A 15917-nucleotide genomic window follows, 5' to 3' on the forward strand; every position below is an offset into this window, starting at 1 on the left:
TTCGCACGCCATGTGCCGCTCCCGGGCGATGCCCGTAAGGTGTCTGAGCGGTTTCCAGGCGTTTTCTAAGCGGTTACTAAGCGGTTACTAAGCGGTTACTAAGCGGTTTCTGAGCGGTATTTGCGCAGTCGCTAATTTTCATTTCCAGATGGCTCACGACCTCGTCATATTGGGACCTCACGCTCCCACCGGCCCCGACTCGGGCGCAGCAACGCAGTCCGCTAGCGGTGACGCACACTTGCCGGCGCCCCGGGCCGCGATTGAGGCATTAGTCCCCCATTGCACCATCGACCTTGCCCAAGGGGTGGCGCGCGTGCGCGACGTCGTCGATTCACCGGCGCTGCGCACAGCCCTGGGCGCCTTCGCGCAACAGCATGGCGTGGACGCCGTGCTGGTCGACAGCGCACGCCGCCTGACCGATTTCAAGCTCGTGGCCATGGACATGGACTCGACGCTCATCACCATCGAGTGCATCGACGAAATCGCGGATTACTGCGGCCTGAAGGCGGAAGTCTCCGCCATTACCGAAGCCGCCATGCGCGGCGAGATCAAGGACTTCAACGAAAGCCTGACGCGTCGGGTGGCCCTGCTCAAGGGGCTTGACGCCAACGCGCTGGAAAAGGTCTACGACGAGCGTCTGCAACTCTCCCCAGGCGCGCAAACCATGCTGCGCGGCGTTCAGGCGCTCGGCATTCGGACGCTGCTCGTCTCCGGCGGCTTCACGTTCTTCACCGATCGGCTCAAGGCGCGTCTGAATCTGGACGTGACCCGCGCCAATACGCTGGAGATCGTCGACGGAAAACTGACCGGCCGCGTGCTGGGCGAGATCGTCAATGCCGAGGTGAAAGCCCGCACCGTTTCCGAAGTCGCCGCGCAATTCGGCGCAACGCCTGCGCAAGCCATCGTGATGGGCGACGGATCGAACGATTTGCAGATGATGGCCATCGCGGGCCTGTCGGTCGCGTTCCGTGCCAAACCCGTGGTGCGCGAGAAGGCATCGGTGGCGTTCAACTACGCGGGGCTCGACGGATTGCTGTCGCTGTTCCGGCGCGACTGAGCGTCGCGCCACCTCGCCGTTCGTGCATCGTCGGCGAGGCGTCACGGTGTCGCGATGTCGCGGGCTGCGCGCTCACGTCATGGTGCGCCTGACACGCCGACGTCTCCAGACGCCGACGAATGGCGGCCTGTAAAAGCGCCCATTCGGTTTGCCTTGCGGGACCGGCGTCGGTCGCTTCGTCCTTCGACGCGTCGACAGACAAGCGCGACAACGCAAAACTGAGCGGAAACAACGTGCCGGTGTCGGGCTCGTAGTGCACGTGCTCCGCAGTCAGCCCCGCATGCAGAATGCCGCGCGTCATCAGGTTGTCGAACATCGCCAGCGACGCATTCGCGTAGTCCTGCGGCAAGTGTTCCAACGCGCCGACCGGCGTGCCCGCCACGCGCCGCATATGCAGCACAAATCGCCCCTGGCAAGTGCGCAGGAGCGTCGCGGCGCCAGCGCCGTAATAGCGCTCGAACATGCGCTTCTCGTTGACGGCCAGGGCGAGCTTGCGCGGCCCTGTAGGAACGCCCGCCTCGAATTCGGACGCGCGAAAGGAAAACAGCCACTTGTAGACGCGTGACGCGTCGTGCGGATCGGGCGCGACTGTCCCGCAGCGCTCGCCCAGTTCGCAGGCGGCTTCGTAACCCACCAGGTCCGCGAGCGTCGCCTTCGTCTCGATAACGTCGGGGGCGTGACTATCGATGATCGCGCCCAGACGTCTGCGCATCGCGTCGAAGCTCGACGCGTCCGCCGCCGCCGGCCCCGGCGTGCGCGCATCGGGCGCCATCGCGCACGCGTCGAACGTTGCGGCCACGCCCATGTCCACCGCCCAGAAGGTTGTCGTCGAGGCGTCGAAATAAAGATTTTCGGAATGAAGATCGCGGTGTGCAACGCCCGCATCGATCATCTTCCCTTGCAGTTCATCGAGCGCGAGCAAGACGTCGAGCTTGCACTGGCCATACTCGGATGGCCAGATCCGGTACAGCGGTTTGCCCGGCACCTTGCGCATGCGTATGCACAGGTAGTTGTCCTTCGTCACGAAGCTCTCGGCGCCGCAAGGACCATATAACCGATTGAAGTTCCGGACCTCCTGCCGTGTCCGTTCGAACGCCCCGCTCATGTCTGCCGAGTGCAACACGTCCCGGCTTACCTTGACGACATAGGCCGGATCGTCGCGATCGGCAAATACGGCGCCCGCGTCGCCACCGCCCACGAAGTGGCGCTCGGCCTGGGCGCCGATGATGTCGTCGAGCGATCGGGAATCGAGCGGCACGCCGGCGGCGGCCGGTGCGGTCGTTGCGACCACGGCAAGCGGCGAAGGCGCGCAAGGCGCGTCGGATACCGACGGCGGTGCGCTCACGGGAACGGACGGGAACGAGGCGGCTGGCAGGAACATGGCGGCGGCGGCGCGTCCGGAGCGCCGCTCCGGACCTCGCACGTGATACCCACGAAGGTCGAAAAGCATCAGCGTGACGTGCTACGCCGCCGGCCCGCTTCCGAAATGTGCTGCAAAGTGTGCCGCCATTCGCAGGCGGCCACCGCCGCCGACGGCATCAAGCCGTCAGATGCGCCTTCAGGCTCGCTTCGATGTCGGCTTGCAGGTCGCGAACGTCTTCCAGCCCCACATAGAAGCGCACGAGGGCGCCCTTGTGCGGCCAGGGCGTGGCCGTGCGCATGGACGGGACCCGGTACGGTACGACGAGGCTGTGCGCCCCACCCCAACTGAAACCGATCTTGAACAGGCGAAGCGCTTCGATGAATGCGTCGACTTGCGCCTGCGTGTAACGCTCGTCGAACACGACGGAGAACAGCCCTCCCGCGCCAGTGAAGTCACGCCGGAAATTCTGATGCCCCGGACAATCCTCGAACGCCGGATGCAGCACCGCAGCGATCTCGTGACGCGTACCCAGCCACGTGGCCAGCCTCATCGCCGCGCGATCATGCGCCTCGAAGCGCAACTGCATGTTCGGCAGGCTGCGCAGCACCAGACTGCAATCGTCCGCCGACACGCCGACGCCCATGCGCATACGCGCCTGCTTCAGGCGATGGTGGATCTCGTCGTCGATGGTCACGACGCCGCCCATCAGAATGTCGCTGCCGCCCGACTGATATTTGGTCAGCGCCTGCACCGAGATATCCACGCCGTGATCGAAGGGACGGAACGCAAGCCCGGCGCAATAGGTGTTGTCGATGGCGGTGAGCACACCACGCTCGCGCGCCACGCGGGCAATCGCGGGAATGTCGGGGACTTCCATCGTCACCGAGCCCGGGGCTTCCAGCCAGATCAACCTGGTGTTTGGCTGGACCAGCGCGCCAATGCCGTCACCGATCATGGGATCGTAGTAACGCACCGTGATGCCCCACGACTGCGCGAGCCAATCGCCGTGTTCGCGGTTCGGGCCGTAGGCGTTGTCGGGAATCAGCACGTCGTCGCCACTCCGGACGAGACCGAAATACACATTGGAAATCGCGGCAAGTCCCGACGGGAACAGCAGGCAATGCTTGCCGCCTTCCAGCGCGGCGAGCCGGCGCATCAACTCCATGGACGTGGGCGTCGCGTGCAAACCGTAGCGCCACTGGCTGTCGTTCTTCCAGTCGAGCGTGCGCATGGCGGCCAGGTCGGGAAAGATCACCGTCGAGGCGCGCGCCACCGGCACCGGCATGGCGGCGAAGCCGGCGGGCAGTTGCGTGTCGGTGTGCAGAATATTGGTTTGCCAGTGCCAGCCGTTGGCTTCCGGCTTATCGAGGGGCTTGCGGTTGTCTTGCGTCATCACGGCTCCGGAAAGACTCGGGCCGGCAACACCGCCGGCCCCCGGGGAGTAACTTACACGCGCTCGAACACGGCGGCAATGCCCTGACCGCCGCCGATGCACATCGTGACCAGCGCGTATCGTCCGCCGATACGCTGCAACTCGTGCAGTGCCTTGACCGTGATGAGCGCCCCCGTCGCACCGATCGGGTGACCCAGCGAAATGCCCGAGCCATTCGGATTGACCCTGGCCGGATCGAAGCCGAGATCGCGCGTCACGGCGCAAGCCTGCGCGGCAAACGCTTCATTGGCTTCCACGACATCGATGTCGTCGACCTTCAGACCCGCACGCTCCAGTGCCTTGCGCGACGCCGGCACCGGGCCGATGCCCATGTAGTTCGGATCCACGCCAGCGTGCGCGTAGCTCACCAGACGGGCAAGCGGCCGGACCCCGCGGCGCTCGGCTTCCGCGCGCTCCATCAGAATGAGCGCCGCTGCCGCGTCGTTCAGACCGGAGGCATTGCCTGCCGTGACGGTACCGTCTTTCTCGAACACCGGACGCAACTTCGCCATGTCCTCCAGACTGACCTCGGCGCGTACGTGCTCGTCGGTGGTGAACGCGACGTCGCCCTTCTTCGACTTCAGCGTGATCGGCACGATCTGATCGTTGAAGTACCCCGCCGCCATCGCACGGGCCGCGCGCTGGTGCGACTCCACGGCAAGACGGTCCTGATCGTCGCGTGTAATGCCCCACTTCTTCGCAATATTCTCCGCCGTCACGCCCATGTGGATGTTGGCGAACGGGTCATGCAGCGCCCCGAGCATCATGTCGACCAGACGCGACTCGCCCATGCGCGTGCCCCAGCGGGCGCCGGGCATGACGTACGGTGCGCGGCTCATGCTCTCCGCGCCGCCCGCCATCGCCACGTCGGTGTCGCCCAGCAGGATCGACTGGGCAGCGGACACCACCGCCTGCAGACCGGACCCGCACAGGCGGTTGACGGTCATGGCAGGCGCGTGCTGGCTCACGCCGGCCTCGATGGAGGCCACGCGCGCCAGATACATGTCTTTGGGTTCGGTGTGGATGACGTTGCCGAACACGACGTGTCCGACGTCTTCACCGCCGACCTGCGCGCGGGCCATGGCCTCGCGGGCGACGATGGCGCCGAGCTGCGTCGGCGCGAAGTCCTTCAGGCTGCCACCAAAATCACCAATCGCGGTACGTACTCCACTGACGATCACGACCTCTCGTTGCATGTCTCTTCTCCGGGTGGGTATAAGTTTGCAACGAGTATAGCGTCATAGGGGGTTACCGCGATGGCAGGGTCATTGGAAGGAAGCCTCCATCGGTGCGTCGGTGCGTCAGTTCGCCAGCGCTCGGAGTACCTGCTCCGCGCGCGGCACCGGGGCGACCGCGCCGTAGCCGGTGGTCGACAACGCGGCGCACACGTTGGCATAGCGGGCCGCCGTGAACGGATCGTCGCCCAGTGCCAGACGCGCCACGAACGCGCCGCCGAAGCAATCGCCAGCGCCCGTGGCGTCGACCGCCTGTACCGGGTAAGGCGCGACGATACGGCGCTCCTCGGGCGTTGCGACGTAGCAACCTTCGCGTCCGAGCTTGAGCGCCACGACCTTAACACCGTAGGAGAGCAGCGCATCGAGAATCGCGTCGCGATCTTCAAGGCCGGTCACGGCCGTGACGTCATCCCAACTCGGCAGGCAGACGTCGGTCAGGCTGAACGCCTCGCGCATGGTGGCGCGCGCGCGGGCGAGCGGCCACAGCTTGAGACGCAGATTGGTATCGAACGACACTTTGCCGCCCGCTGCGCGAATCTTCGACATGGCGTCGAAGGCGGCGTCGCACGCACTGACGCTGATGGCCAGACTGATCCCGGACAAATGCAGGAACTGTGCACCCGCGAGCGCCTCGCGCGGCAGGTCCTGCGCGCGATAGCGGCTCGCGGCCGACCCCGCGCGCAAATAGTCGAAATGGTGCCCGTTGTCGTCGTGCGACACGAAATAGACGCCGCTCGGCGCCTGCGAATCCACACGAACGAACCGGGTATCGACATGCTCGTCGCGCCACAGATCGAGCAACATGCGGCCGAACAGGTCGTCGCCGACCGCGCTCACGTAACCCGTTCGCACCCCCTGGCGGCTCGCGGCGATCGCGAAGTTGGACGTGTCGCCGCCGAAGCCTTGCAGATATCGCCGGGCGTCCTCGGGCGACTGATTGAATTCGACCATCGCCTCGCCCATGGCGAGGACTTGCGGCATTTGCATGATTTTCGAATCCGCTTGCGTCATCAGACCACCTCGCCCCACAGGTCGTGACCGTCGGCGCCGGTCACCTCGACGTTCACGAACTCGCCGACCTTCAGGCGCTTGGCGGCCTTGGGCGTCGGTTCGATGTACACGAGGCCGTCGATTTCCGGCGCGTCGGCGGCCGAGCGGGCGATACCGCCGTCCTGATTGATTTCATCGACGATCACCTGAATCGTCTTGCCTATTTTGCGTTGCTGGCGCTCGGAAGAAATTTCTTCGGCCACTTCCATGAAGCGCGCGCGGCGCGCTTCGCGCACTTCGTCCGGCAGCGCGCCGGGCAGTTCGTTGGCGCGCGCGCCTTCGACAGGCGAGTAGGCGAAGCAGCCAACGCGGTCGAGTTCGGCTTCGCGCAGGAAGTCCAGCAGGTATTCGAATTCGGCTTCGGTCTCGCCCGGGAAACCGGCGATGAACGTGCTGCGGATCGTCAGATCCGGGCACATCTTGCGCCAGGCCTGGATGCGCTCGAGGTTCTTTTCGCCAGAGGCCGGACGCTTCATGCGCTTGAGCACGTCGGGATGCGCGTGCTGCAACGGCACGTCGAGGTACGGGAGGATGTGGCCTTCGGCCATCAGCGGAATGATCTCGTCGACATGCGGATACGGATAGACGTAATGCAGACGCACCCATGCCCCATACTGCCGGGCCAGTTCGCCCAGCGCCGTGACCAGCTCGGTCATGCGGGTCTTGAGCGGACGACCCGCCCAGAAACCGGTGCGGTACTTCACATCGACGCCGTATGCACTGGTGTCCTGCGAGATCACCAGCAATTCCTTCACGCCCGCCTTGAACAGGTTCTCCGCTTCGAGCATCACTTCGGCCACGGGGCGCGAGTCGAGATCGCCGCGCATCGACGGGATGATGCAGAACGTGCAGCGGTGATTGCACCCCTCGGAAATTTTCAGATAGGCATAGTGGCGCGGCGTGAGCTTGATGCCGGCCGGCGGAACGAGATCGGTGAACGGATCGTGAGGCTTGGGCAGGTGCGTGTGCACGGCGCTCATCACCTCACCCACGGCGTGGGGACCGGTGACGGCGAGCACCTTCGGATGCACGGCGCTCACGATGTCCTGACCGGCGGCGTCCTTCTTGGCACCCAGACAGCCGGTGACGATCACCTTGCCGTTCTCGGCGAGCGCCTCGCCGATGGCGTCGAGACTTTCCTGAACGGCGTCGTCGATGAAGCCGCAGGTGTTCACGACAACGAGGTCGGCACCGTCATAGGTACCGGCAATGTCGTAACCTTCGGCGCGCAATTGGGTCAGGATCTGCTCGGAGTCGACCAAAGCCTTGGGGCAGCCGAGCGAGACGAAGCCGACCTTGGGGGTGCCGGCGGGCGATGGGCGGGACATGGGGCGAAATCCTGATCTAGTAAATACGTGTGACGATCGGCCGCCTGAGCATCACGACGGGGTCAATCCCGTGCGTTGCATCGCCACGCGGCCGAACAGCAGGTAACCGCGCATTTTACCCTGATCGCCCACGGTTCGTTCCAACAATTGCGCCAAACCGGGCGGCACTCCCGCCGGCGCGTGCCGGCGCACGGTGCCATCGGGCGATCCGTTGCGGTGTGCGCCCCTCGTCACACCGCAGCACCGAACGATGCCGCCCGGTTGACGTCTGATCGCGCCCTGCTCAGGGCTTCTTGTTCGGATCGCGGCCCGGCGCGCCGGGAGCGCCCGGCCCTCCCGGAAACGGGAAGGTGCTGAACATGTTCTTCGCCTGGCTCTGCATTTGCTCCTGCATCTGCACGAACAGGTTCTTCGACTGCTCGATGTAGTTGGTCATCATGCCCTGCATCATCGGCGCCTGCATGTTCATGAATTGCGCCCAGACGTCAGGGTTGAAGGCCGCGCCTTCGTAGATGCCCTTCGACTGATCGGCCAGCTTGTTCTGAATTTCGATGAAAGTCTGGATGTTTTTCTCGAGATACGTGCCCATCATGCCCTGCAGCGCGTGGCCGTAGAAGCGGATGATCTGGGCGAGCATCGCGCTCGAGAACATCGGCACACCGCCGGTCTCTTCTTCCAGAATGATCTGCAGCAGGATGCTGCGGGTCAGGTCCTCGCCCGTCTTGGCGTCGACGACCTTGAACTCCTCGGTCTCGAGCACCAGTTGCTTCACATCGGCAAGGGTGATGTACGTACTGGTTTGGGTATCGTACAGACGCCGGTTCGGATACTTTTTGATCAGGCGTTCGTCAGTCTTCTTGCTCGCGGTCATGCGGTGGGTTTCCTGCGTTTTTTGAAGGACTACCCCGACCGGCGGTCGGGGTTAATCACATATTATCGATTCTAGGGCGTTTGCTGCTATGCGGCAAAGCCCTAACCCGCAACGGAGCCGCAACGGCGCGCGGTGCTTCGCTTCGGCCCGCACCGGCACCCGCCCCGTCACCGCTCAGCCCATGTGCAGGCCGCCGTTGAGCGAGAAGTCCGCGCCCGTGGAGAAGCCGGAGTCGTCAGATGCCAGCCATGCCACGATAGAGCCGATTTCGCCAGGCTCGCCCAGACGCTTGACCGGAATCGTCGCCACGATCTTGTCGAGCACGTCCTGACGGATCGAGCGCACCATGTCCGTGCCGATGTAACCCGGCGACACGGTGTTGACCGTCACGCCCTTGGTCGCCACTTCCTGCGCCAGCGACATCGTGAAGCCGTGAATACCGGCCTTCGCCGTCGCGTAGTTCGTCTGACCGAACTGGCCCTTCTGCCCGTTGACCGACGAGATATTGATGATGCGGCCGAAGCCACGCTCGCACATGCCTTCGATCACTTGCTTCGTGACGTTGAACAGGCTTGTGAGGTTGGTGTCGATCACGGCATCCCAATCCTCGCGGGTCATCTTGCGAAAGACGACGTCGCGCGTGATACCGGCATTGTTCACCAGCACGTCGATCTCGCCCACTTCCGCCTTGACCTTGTCGAATGCCGCCTTCGTCGAATCCCAGTCGCCGACGTTGCCCTCGGACGCGATGAATTCGAAACCGAGCGCTTTCTGGTCTTCCAGCCACTTCACGCGGCGCGGCGAATTCGGGCCACACCCGGCCACCACCTTGAAGCCGTCTTTGTACAGCCGCTGGCAAATGGACGTACCGATACCGCCCATCCCGCCTGTCACATATGCAATGCGTTGAGTCATGGAACGCTTCCCCCAAAATAACGGCAAACCTGCCGCCTGTTGCGACTGCCAATTGACCGACGCGCAGGTCGCGCGTTCCCGCGCGAGCCTTCCGTCTCCTGACTACTTCAGTGCGAGCCCGTGCACATTGCACGCACGGGCGACACCGATTCTTGTGCGGACCTGAAACGTCAAGGCCTCGGAGGACCCAAAGGACGCCGGAGCGTCAGACGCGCTCGACCGCCAGCGCCACGCCCATGCCGCCGCCGATACACAGCGAGGCCAGTCCGCGGCGGGCATCGCGACGCTGCATCTCATGCAGCAGCGTGACCAGAATGCGGCAGCCCGACGCGCCGATCGGGTGGCCGATGGCGATAGCGCCGCCGTTCACGTTGATCTTCGAGGTATCCCAGCCCATCTGCTTGTTCACGGCCAGCGCCTGCGCCGCGAACGCTTCGTTGATTTCCATCAGGTCCAGATCGCTCGCCTTCCAGCCCGCACGAGAGAGGCAACGCTGCGAGGCCGGCACCGGCCCGATCCCCATGACCGACGGATCGACGCCGGCGTTGGCATACGCCACGATGCGCGCGAGCGGGGTCAGACCGAGTTGCTCGGCGCGCTTGGCCGACATCACGACCACGGCGGCCGCGCCGTCGTTGATGCCCGATGCGTTGGCCGCCGTCACGGTGCCGTCCTTCGAGAACGCGGGCTTCAGGCCTGCAAGCGATTCGGCCGTCACACCGTGGCGCACGAATTCGTCAGTCTTGAAGACGACCGGGTCGCCCTTGCGCTGCGGAATCGAGACCGGCACGATTTCGTCGTCGAAGCGACCCGCCTTTTGCGCGGCTTCCGCCTTGTTCTGCGAAGCGGCTGCGAAGGCATCCTGCATTTCGCGCGTGATGCCGTACTCCTTGGCGACGTTCTCAGCGGTGATGCCCATGTGGTACTGGTTGTACACGTCCCACAGGCCGTCGACGATCATCGAGTCGATGAGCTTGGCGTCCCCCATGCGGAAACCATCTCGCGAACCCGGCAACACGTGCGGCGCCGCACTCATGTTTTCCTGTCCGCCCGCCACGACGATGTCGGCTTCGCCGGCGGTGATCGCGTTCGCGGCGAGCATCACGGCCTTCAGACCCGAGCCGCAAACCTTGTTGATCGTCATGGCCGGCACCATCGTCGGCAGCCCCGCCTTGATCGACGCCTGACGCGCCACGTTCTGTCCCGAACCGGCGGTCAGCACCTGACCCATGATGACTTCGCTGATGTCTTCGCCCTTGAGCTTGGCGCGTTTGAGGACTTCGTCGATGACGATCGCCCCCAGGTCCGGCGCCGCCACCTTGGCCAGCGAGCCGCCAAATTTACCGACTGCCGTGCGGGCAGCCGACACAATCACGATATCCGTCATGTCTCATTCCTCTTTTTCAATGGGTTCGAACCAGGGGGGGGATGCCCGCCGCGAGGCTGATCGTTCAGCCGCATGTACGCCGCCATACCACGCTCAGGCTTTCGCCTTCACATAGCGGCCAGGCGCCGGTTCGATGGGTGCATAAGCAACATTACCATACGCATTTTGCGCTTTTACGCGTTTTCCGGCGTAACCTGCGAGCCATTCGCTCCAATCGGTCCACCAGCTGCCCGGATGCTCGGTGGCGCCGGCCAGCCAATCGTTTGCGTCGACACCGACATCGTCATTACGCCAATAGCTGCGCTTTTTCTTGATCGGCGGATTGACCACCCCGGCAATGTGACCGGACGCGCCCAGCACGAAGCGACGCTCACCACTGAGCAACGGCAGCGAGCGGAACGCCGACGTCCAGGGCACGATGTGATCCTCACGCGACCCGAACACATAAGCCGGGGCGTCGATCGCACTCAGATCCACAGGCACGCCACAGGTGCGGATCGCACCGGGTTGCTTCAGTTCGTTCTGCAAATAGAGATGGCGCAAGTACCAGCAGAACATCGGGCCGGGCAGATTGGTGCCGTCGCCGTTCCAGTACAGCAAGTCGAACGGCTGCGGCGCATTGCCCTTCAGGTAGCTGTCGACCACATAGTTCCACACCAGATCGTTGGGACGCAGGAACGAGAACGTATTGGCCAGTTCCACGCCACGCATGAGACCCGGCGGTTGCCCGAGGCCGCCGCCGATGGTCTGCTCGCGAAACTGCACGTGCGGCTCGTCGACGAAGACGTCGAGCACGCCGGTGTCGGAAAAATCGAGCAACGTCGTGAGCAATGTCACGCTCGCGACCGGTGACTTCCGCCCCTTCTGGCCCTTGGCGGCAAGGACGGCCAGCGCGGCGGCAAGCAACGTACCGCCCACGCAAAAGCCGAGGGCGTTGATCTGCGACTGCCCGCTGATGTCGCGCACGACGTCGATGGCGGCGATCGGTCCCTCGCCCACGTAGTCGTCCCACGTCTTGTGCGCGAGCGACATGTCAGGGTTGCGCCAGGACACCACAAACACGGTGTGCCCCTGCTCCACGGCATAGCGGATCAGCGAATTCTCGGGCTGGAGATCGAGGATGTAGTACTTGTTGATGCACGGCGGCACGACCAGCAGCGGGCGCTGATGCACCGTCGGCGTGAGTGCCTTGTACTGGATCAGTTGAATCAGGTCGTTCTCGAAGACCACGGCGCCCTCGGTCGTGGCAACGTTGCGTCCGACTTCGAAGGCCGCCTCATCGGTCTGCGAGACCTTGCCTTTGCCCATGTCGACGAGCAGGTGCTGCATACCGGCGAGCAGACTGTCGCCATGTGTCTGCACGAGACGTTGCTGCGCGTCGGGATTGGTGGCGATGAAGTTCGCGGGCGAACTCGCGGCCACCCACTGCTCGACCGCAAAACGGATGCGCTCACGCGTCTTCGCATCCGCATCGACCAGTTCGGCCATGCGCATCAGAAAACGACCATTGAGCAGATAGAGCGCCGCCGGCAGGGCATAGAACGGATTGCGCCAGCCCTCGCCCGAAAAGCGACGGTCACCCAAGGCGGGCGCCGTATCGAGACCGGGCTGATTGAAGCTGGCGACAAGTTCGGAAAATTCTCGGGCGTAATCGGACTGAAGCGCTTTCAGGCGGGCCGGGTCGACGTGCAATGACGTCGGTTGCGGCAGTGCGCCCGTCTTGCCGAACAGTTCGAAGAGCCCCGCGAACGGGTTCGCGTCAGCCGCCGCGCCATTGGCGGCGAAGGGTGACGGGCCAGTTCCCGGCAAAGCGCCGAACATCTGTTGGGCGGCCTTGAACCACTGCGACATGTCCTGAGCGGAGAGCGAAGCGGAGGGAAACTGCTGAGCAAACGAGGCGGCAAACGAGGCCGGATCGAAGTTGGCACTGGCGCGATTCATGGTAGCCTGAGTGTCACGTCCGTTGCGTTAGGGGCCAGTGCCCGGAACGCGGCGGCGTGCTTCGCTTCATGAGCGATGCGCCCCGCCTGTGAAGCATTCTTGCGTGCGCGCGAAGGCGTGTCAATCTTTGCGGAGAACGGCGCGGGCACGCGATCTCCGCATTGTCCCGTTCCACCCCTTATTTTTGAATGCGCGTTTGTCCCGATGCTCATCGTCCTCCTCGGCTGGCTCTACGTCATCGGCATGGTCGCCATCACCGCACCCTCCGCGTGGCTGGGCATCGCGATCTTCCTGTTCGGCGGCATTGGCCCCGCGCTGCTGATGCTGTACATCGCGGGAGGCCGCGCGCGGCGTACCCGCACGCTGCGACGCGATGACGCAGATTGAGCGCTCGGGACTCGCCCCAGGACGAATTCGTTCTCCCTCGCGCCAACCGGCTCAGGCGCGCACTCGCTCGGCCAACGTCGGCCGCGCCACCCCTTACGTCTGACGCCAGACCAGCGCCGCCATACGCCCGGTCGTCCGGTCACGACGATAGGAATAAAAGCGCGCCGGGTCGCCGACCGTGCACCACTGACCGCCCGAGACCTGCGTCACGCCCTCGCGCGCGAGCCGCAGCCGCGCCAGCGCGCATAGGTCGGCGAGCGATTTGCCGAGCGCCGGGTCGCCGTGAGCAACGAACGCCGCTTGCGTCGCTTCGCGCTCATCCGGTGTCGCGGCGCGCAGAAACGCCTCGCGCACCTCGGGACCGACTTCGAACGCCGTTGGACCGATACATGGGCCAAGCCACGCGATGACGGTCGCTGTGCTGCCGGGCTCCGGCAGGCGTGCGCGCAATGCCTGCACGGTCTGCTCGATGACGCCGGCGCAAAGCCCTCGCCAGCCGGCATGTGCCGCTGCAACAGCGTGCCCCTGAGCATCGCATAGCAACACCGGCAGACAGTCCGCCACCATGATCGTGCTTGCCAGCCCTACCGCGTTCGTGGCGCTCGCGTCCGCTTGCAACGGATCGCCCGCATTGACGGCATCCAACGCCGCTTGTGCATCGACGACGCGCGGCCCATGCACTTGCGCCACCCACGCACACGGCACGCCTGCTCGCGCGGCGAGCAGCGTCCGGTTGATGCGCACGGCTTCGGGATCGTCGTCCGCCTTGTAGCCCAGGTTGAACGTCGCGTGCGGCCCCTGGCTGACACCGCCCGCGCGTGTCGTGAAAACGGCGCGCACGTTCGCCGGCGCAGGCCAGTCCGGGACGATCCAGTCCGTGGCGAGGGCGTTTTGCACGGCGTTGAGGTCGTTTGACTCAGGCAGGGAAGAAGTCATCGAGCGAATCGGGGAGCGTTGTAAAGTCGAATTCGAGGCCGAGCGCGGCCATGAGTTCGCGCATGTCGTCCGGCAACGGCGCCTGCCAGTGCATCGCGCTGTCGTCTTCCGGATGAATCAGACCGAGGCGCCAGGCATGTAACGCCTGACGGGCAAAACCGCCTGGCAACGAGGGGCGCTTGTGACGTGGCTTGTATAGCGGATCGCCAAGCAGCGAATGGCCGAGATGGGAGAGATGGACGCGAATCTGGTGCGTGCGCCCCGTATCGAGCGAGCAAAGCACCAGCGAAACCGGGGAGCCTTCCCATTCGGCACTGGCGACCGTCACCACGCGCGTGCGCGCCGGTTTGCCGCCCTGCCCCTGCACGACCGCCATACGCGTGCGCTCGCGCGGATCCCGTCCGATCGGCGCGTCGACGACCGTGCGAAGCGCCGGGCGTCCCCATACCAGCGCCGCGTAATGCCGCTTGACCGAGCGCGCCTGCAACTGGCGCACCAGATCGGTCTGCGCGATCAGCGTACGTGCCACAACCATCAACCCCGACGTCTCCTTGTCGAGCCGGTGCACGATGCCCGCGCGCGGCAGGTCGGCCGCCGACTGGCCGTAGCGGTGCAGCAGTCCGTTGAGGAGCGTGCCGGACCAGTTTCCGGCTGCCGGGTGGACGACGAGCCCCGCCGGCTTGTTGAAGACGGCGAGCGTCGTGTCTTCGTACAAGACATCCAGCGGCACGGGTTCGGGCGCAAAGGCAAGCTGCTCCGGCAATGCCGCCGGCGTGATGACGACAGCTTCGCCACCGGCGACCTTTTGCCGGACCTTGGCGGTCTCGCCATTGAGCGTGACGCGGCCGTCTTCGACCCAGGCTTGCAGTCGGCTACGGGAATATTCGGGAAAACAGGACGCCAGCGCCTTATCCAGCCGCTCGCCGGCGAGGGCGTCGGGTAAGGTCGTGACAAGCGGTGTATTGACGGGAACGACGGAAGCGCCCTCTGCGAGAGGCTGATCGGAAGCACTTGGGAAAGCCGCCGGAAGCGAGTCGAGGTCGTCGTCAGACGAATCCTCCGCATTTTCCGTGGCGAATGAGGCGGTTACGCTATAATCCGGCACTATTGAACGGGTCATCGAGAAGTGAAGCCAACGAGCATGCAAGCCCTGAAACTTGTCAAACATCTGACGCTGGCCGCCATCGTGGTCGGCAGCATGGCCGCCTGTGGCATTCTGCCGGAGAAGGTCGACGAAACGGCCAGCTGGTCGACGAACAAATTATACTCGGAAGCCAAGGACAGCTTTGATAGCGGCGACTATACGAAGGCCGCCAAGTACTACGAGTTGCTCGAAGGTCGCGATCCGTTCGGCCCGCACGCCCAACAGGCACAGATCAACACGGCCTACTCCTATTACAAGGACAATGAGCCGGCGCAGGCGCTCACCGCCGTCGACCGCTTCATCCGTTTGCATCCGGACAGCCCGTCGATCGATTACGCCTATTACCTCAAGGGTCTGATCAACTTCAACGACGACCTTGGTCTGTTTGGCCGCTTCTCGGGCCAGGATCTGAGCGAACGCGATCCGAAGGCGCTGCGCGCTGCATATGACAGCTTCAAGTACCTGGTCGAGCATTATCCGACCAGCAAGTACGCGAACGACGCTGCCCTGCGCATGCGCTACGCCGTCAACGCGATGGCGGCACACGAAGTGCATGCGGCGGAGTACTACTACCGTCGTGGCGCGTACCTCGCCGCCGTGAACCGCGCGCAGACCGCTCTGAAGGATTACGATCAGGCGCCCGCGCTGGAAGACGCGCTTGGCATCATGATCAAGTCGTACGACAAACTCGGCATGACCGAACTGCGTGACGACGCCCGTCGCGTGATGGAAAAGACCTACCCGAACAGCGGCTACCTTACCGTCGGCCGACGTATCGACACCACCGGCGACAAGAAGTCCTGGTGGCAGATCTGGCGCTAAGCTGCATAAGCCGCCGATCGTCTTTCTGAAAGGAGCCCTCGCAATTGCG

14 protein-coding genes are annotated in these 15917 nt (G+C 64.4%); 3 read left to right on the forward strand and 11 right to left on the reverse strand.

Annotated elements, in window-relative coordinates; translation table 11 throughout:
- Positions 1-148: 148 nt before the first annotated feature.
- Entirely contained in the window at positions 149-1057 is a 909-nt protein-coding gene (gene serB, locus UC34_RS14255; protein WP_044456071.1) for a phosphoserine phosphatase SerB, read from the forward strand.
- Here the strand turns inward: serB and UC34_RS14260 are convergent.
- The 9 genes from UC34_RS14260 to phaC all read right to left on the reverse strand — a co-directional run bounded on the left by UC34_RS14260 (position 1008) and on the right by phaC (position 12579).
- On the reverse strand, positions 1008-2507 hold the full coding sequence (locus UC34_RS14260; protein ID WP_044456072.1) for an OspG family effector kinase: 1500 nt from the start codon (positions 2505-2507) through the stop codon (positions 1008-1010). The genes serB and UC34_RS14260 overlap by 50 nt on opposite strands.
- 88 nt (positions 2508-2595) lie before the next feature.
- The gene (locus tag UC34_RS14265) at positions 2596-3813 is read right to left on the reverse strand and encodes a cystathionine beta-lyase (RefSeq protein ID WP_044456073.1); all 1218 of its coding nucleotides are present in this window, start codon (positions 3811-3813) and stop codon (positions 2596-2598) included.
- A 53-nt stretch (positions 3814-3866) separates the two neighbouring features.
- Complete coding sequence (bktB, locus tag UC34_RS14270) at positions 3867-5048, reverse strand: beta-ketothiolase BktB (RefSeq protein ID WP_044456074.1); 1182 nt, start codon at positions 5046-5048, stop codon at positions 3867-3869.
- Between the two features lie 105 nt (positions 5049-5153).
- The gene (locus UC34_RS14275) at positions 5154-6074 is read right to left on the reverse strand and encodes a sugar kinase (protein ID WP_157123194.1); all 921 of its coding nucleotides are present in this window, start codon (positions 6072-6074) and stop codon (positions 5154-5156) included.
- A gap of 23 nt (positions 6075-6097) precedes the next feature.
- A complete protein-coding gene (gene rimO / locus UC34_RS14280; RefSeq protein WP_044456076.1) occupies positions 6098-7465 on the reverse strand; it encodes a 30S ribosomal protein S12 methylthiotransferase RimO in 1368 nt (455 codons plus the stop codon).
- A gap of 283 nt (positions 7466-7748) precedes the next feature.
- Positions 7749-8336, reverse strand: a complete 588-nt coding sequence (gene phaR / locus UC34_RS14285; protein WP_044456077.1) for a polyhydroxyalkanoate synthesis repressor PhaR — start codon at positions 8334-8336, stop codon at positions 7749-7751.
- A gap of 174 nt (positions 8337-8510) precedes the next feature.
- Complete coding sequence (locus tag UC34_RS14290; protein ID WP_044456078.1) at positions 8511-9251, reverse strand: 3-ketoacyl-ACP reductase; 741 nt, start codon at positions 9249-9251, stop codon at positions 8511-8513.
- A 205-nt stretch (positions 9252-9456) separates the two neighbouring features.
- Positions 9457-10638, reverse strand: coding sequence for an acetyl-CoA C-acetyltransferase (locus tag UC34_RS14295; protein ID WP_044456079.1), 1182 nt, complete (start codon positions 10636-10638; stop codon positions 9457-9459).
- A gap of 93 nt (positions 10639-10731) precedes the next feature.
- Positions 10732-12579: a class I poly(R)-hydroxyalkanoic acid synthase gene (gene phaC, locus UC34_RS14300; RefSeq protein WP_237165111.1), complete on the reverse strand. Its 1848-nt coding sequence runs from the start codon at positions 12577-12579 to the stop codon at positions 10732-10734.
- 204 nt (positions 12580-12783) lie between these two features.
- Between phaC and UC34_RS14305 the strand changes: the two genes are divergently transcribed.
- Positions 12784-12966, forward strand: a complete 183-nt coding sequence (locus UC34_RS14305) for a hypothetical protein (protein ID WP_044456080.1) — start codon at positions 12784-12786, stop codon at positions 12964-12966.
- A gap of 93 nt (positions 12967-13059) precedes the next feature.
- On the opposite strand, the gene pgeF is transcribed toward UC34_RS14305, so the two are convergent.
- A complete protein-coding gene (gene pgeF, locus UC34_RS14310; protein ID WP_052811056.1) occupies positions 13060-13902 on the reverse strand; it encodes a peptidoglycan editing factor PgeF in 843 nt (280 codons plus the stop codon).
- Complete coding sequence (locus UC34_RS14315) at positions 13883-15022, reverse strand: RluA family pseudouridine synthase (RefSeq protein WP_044456081.1); 1140 nt, start codon at positions 15020-15022, stop codon at positions 13883-13885. Before UC34_RS14315 ends, pgeF begins: the two co-directional genes overlap by 20 nt.
- Positions 15023-15043: 21 nt before the next feature.
- Here UC34_RS14315 and UC34_RS14320 point away from each other — a divergent pair, with 21 nt between their 5' ends.
- Positions 15044-15868, forward strand: coding sequence for an outer membrane protein assembly factor BamD (locus tag UC34_RS14320; RefSeq protein WP_044456082.1), 825 nt, complete (start codon positions 15044-15046; stop codon positions 15866-15868).
- Positions 15869-15917 lie beyond the last annotated feature (49 nt).

It is taken from the genome of Pandoraea vervacti (assembly GCF_000934605.2).
In the GTDB taxonomy this organism is placed as follows: Bacteria; Pseudomonadota; Gammaproteobacteria; order Burkholderiales; family Burkholderiaceae; genus Pandoraea; species Pandoraea vervacti.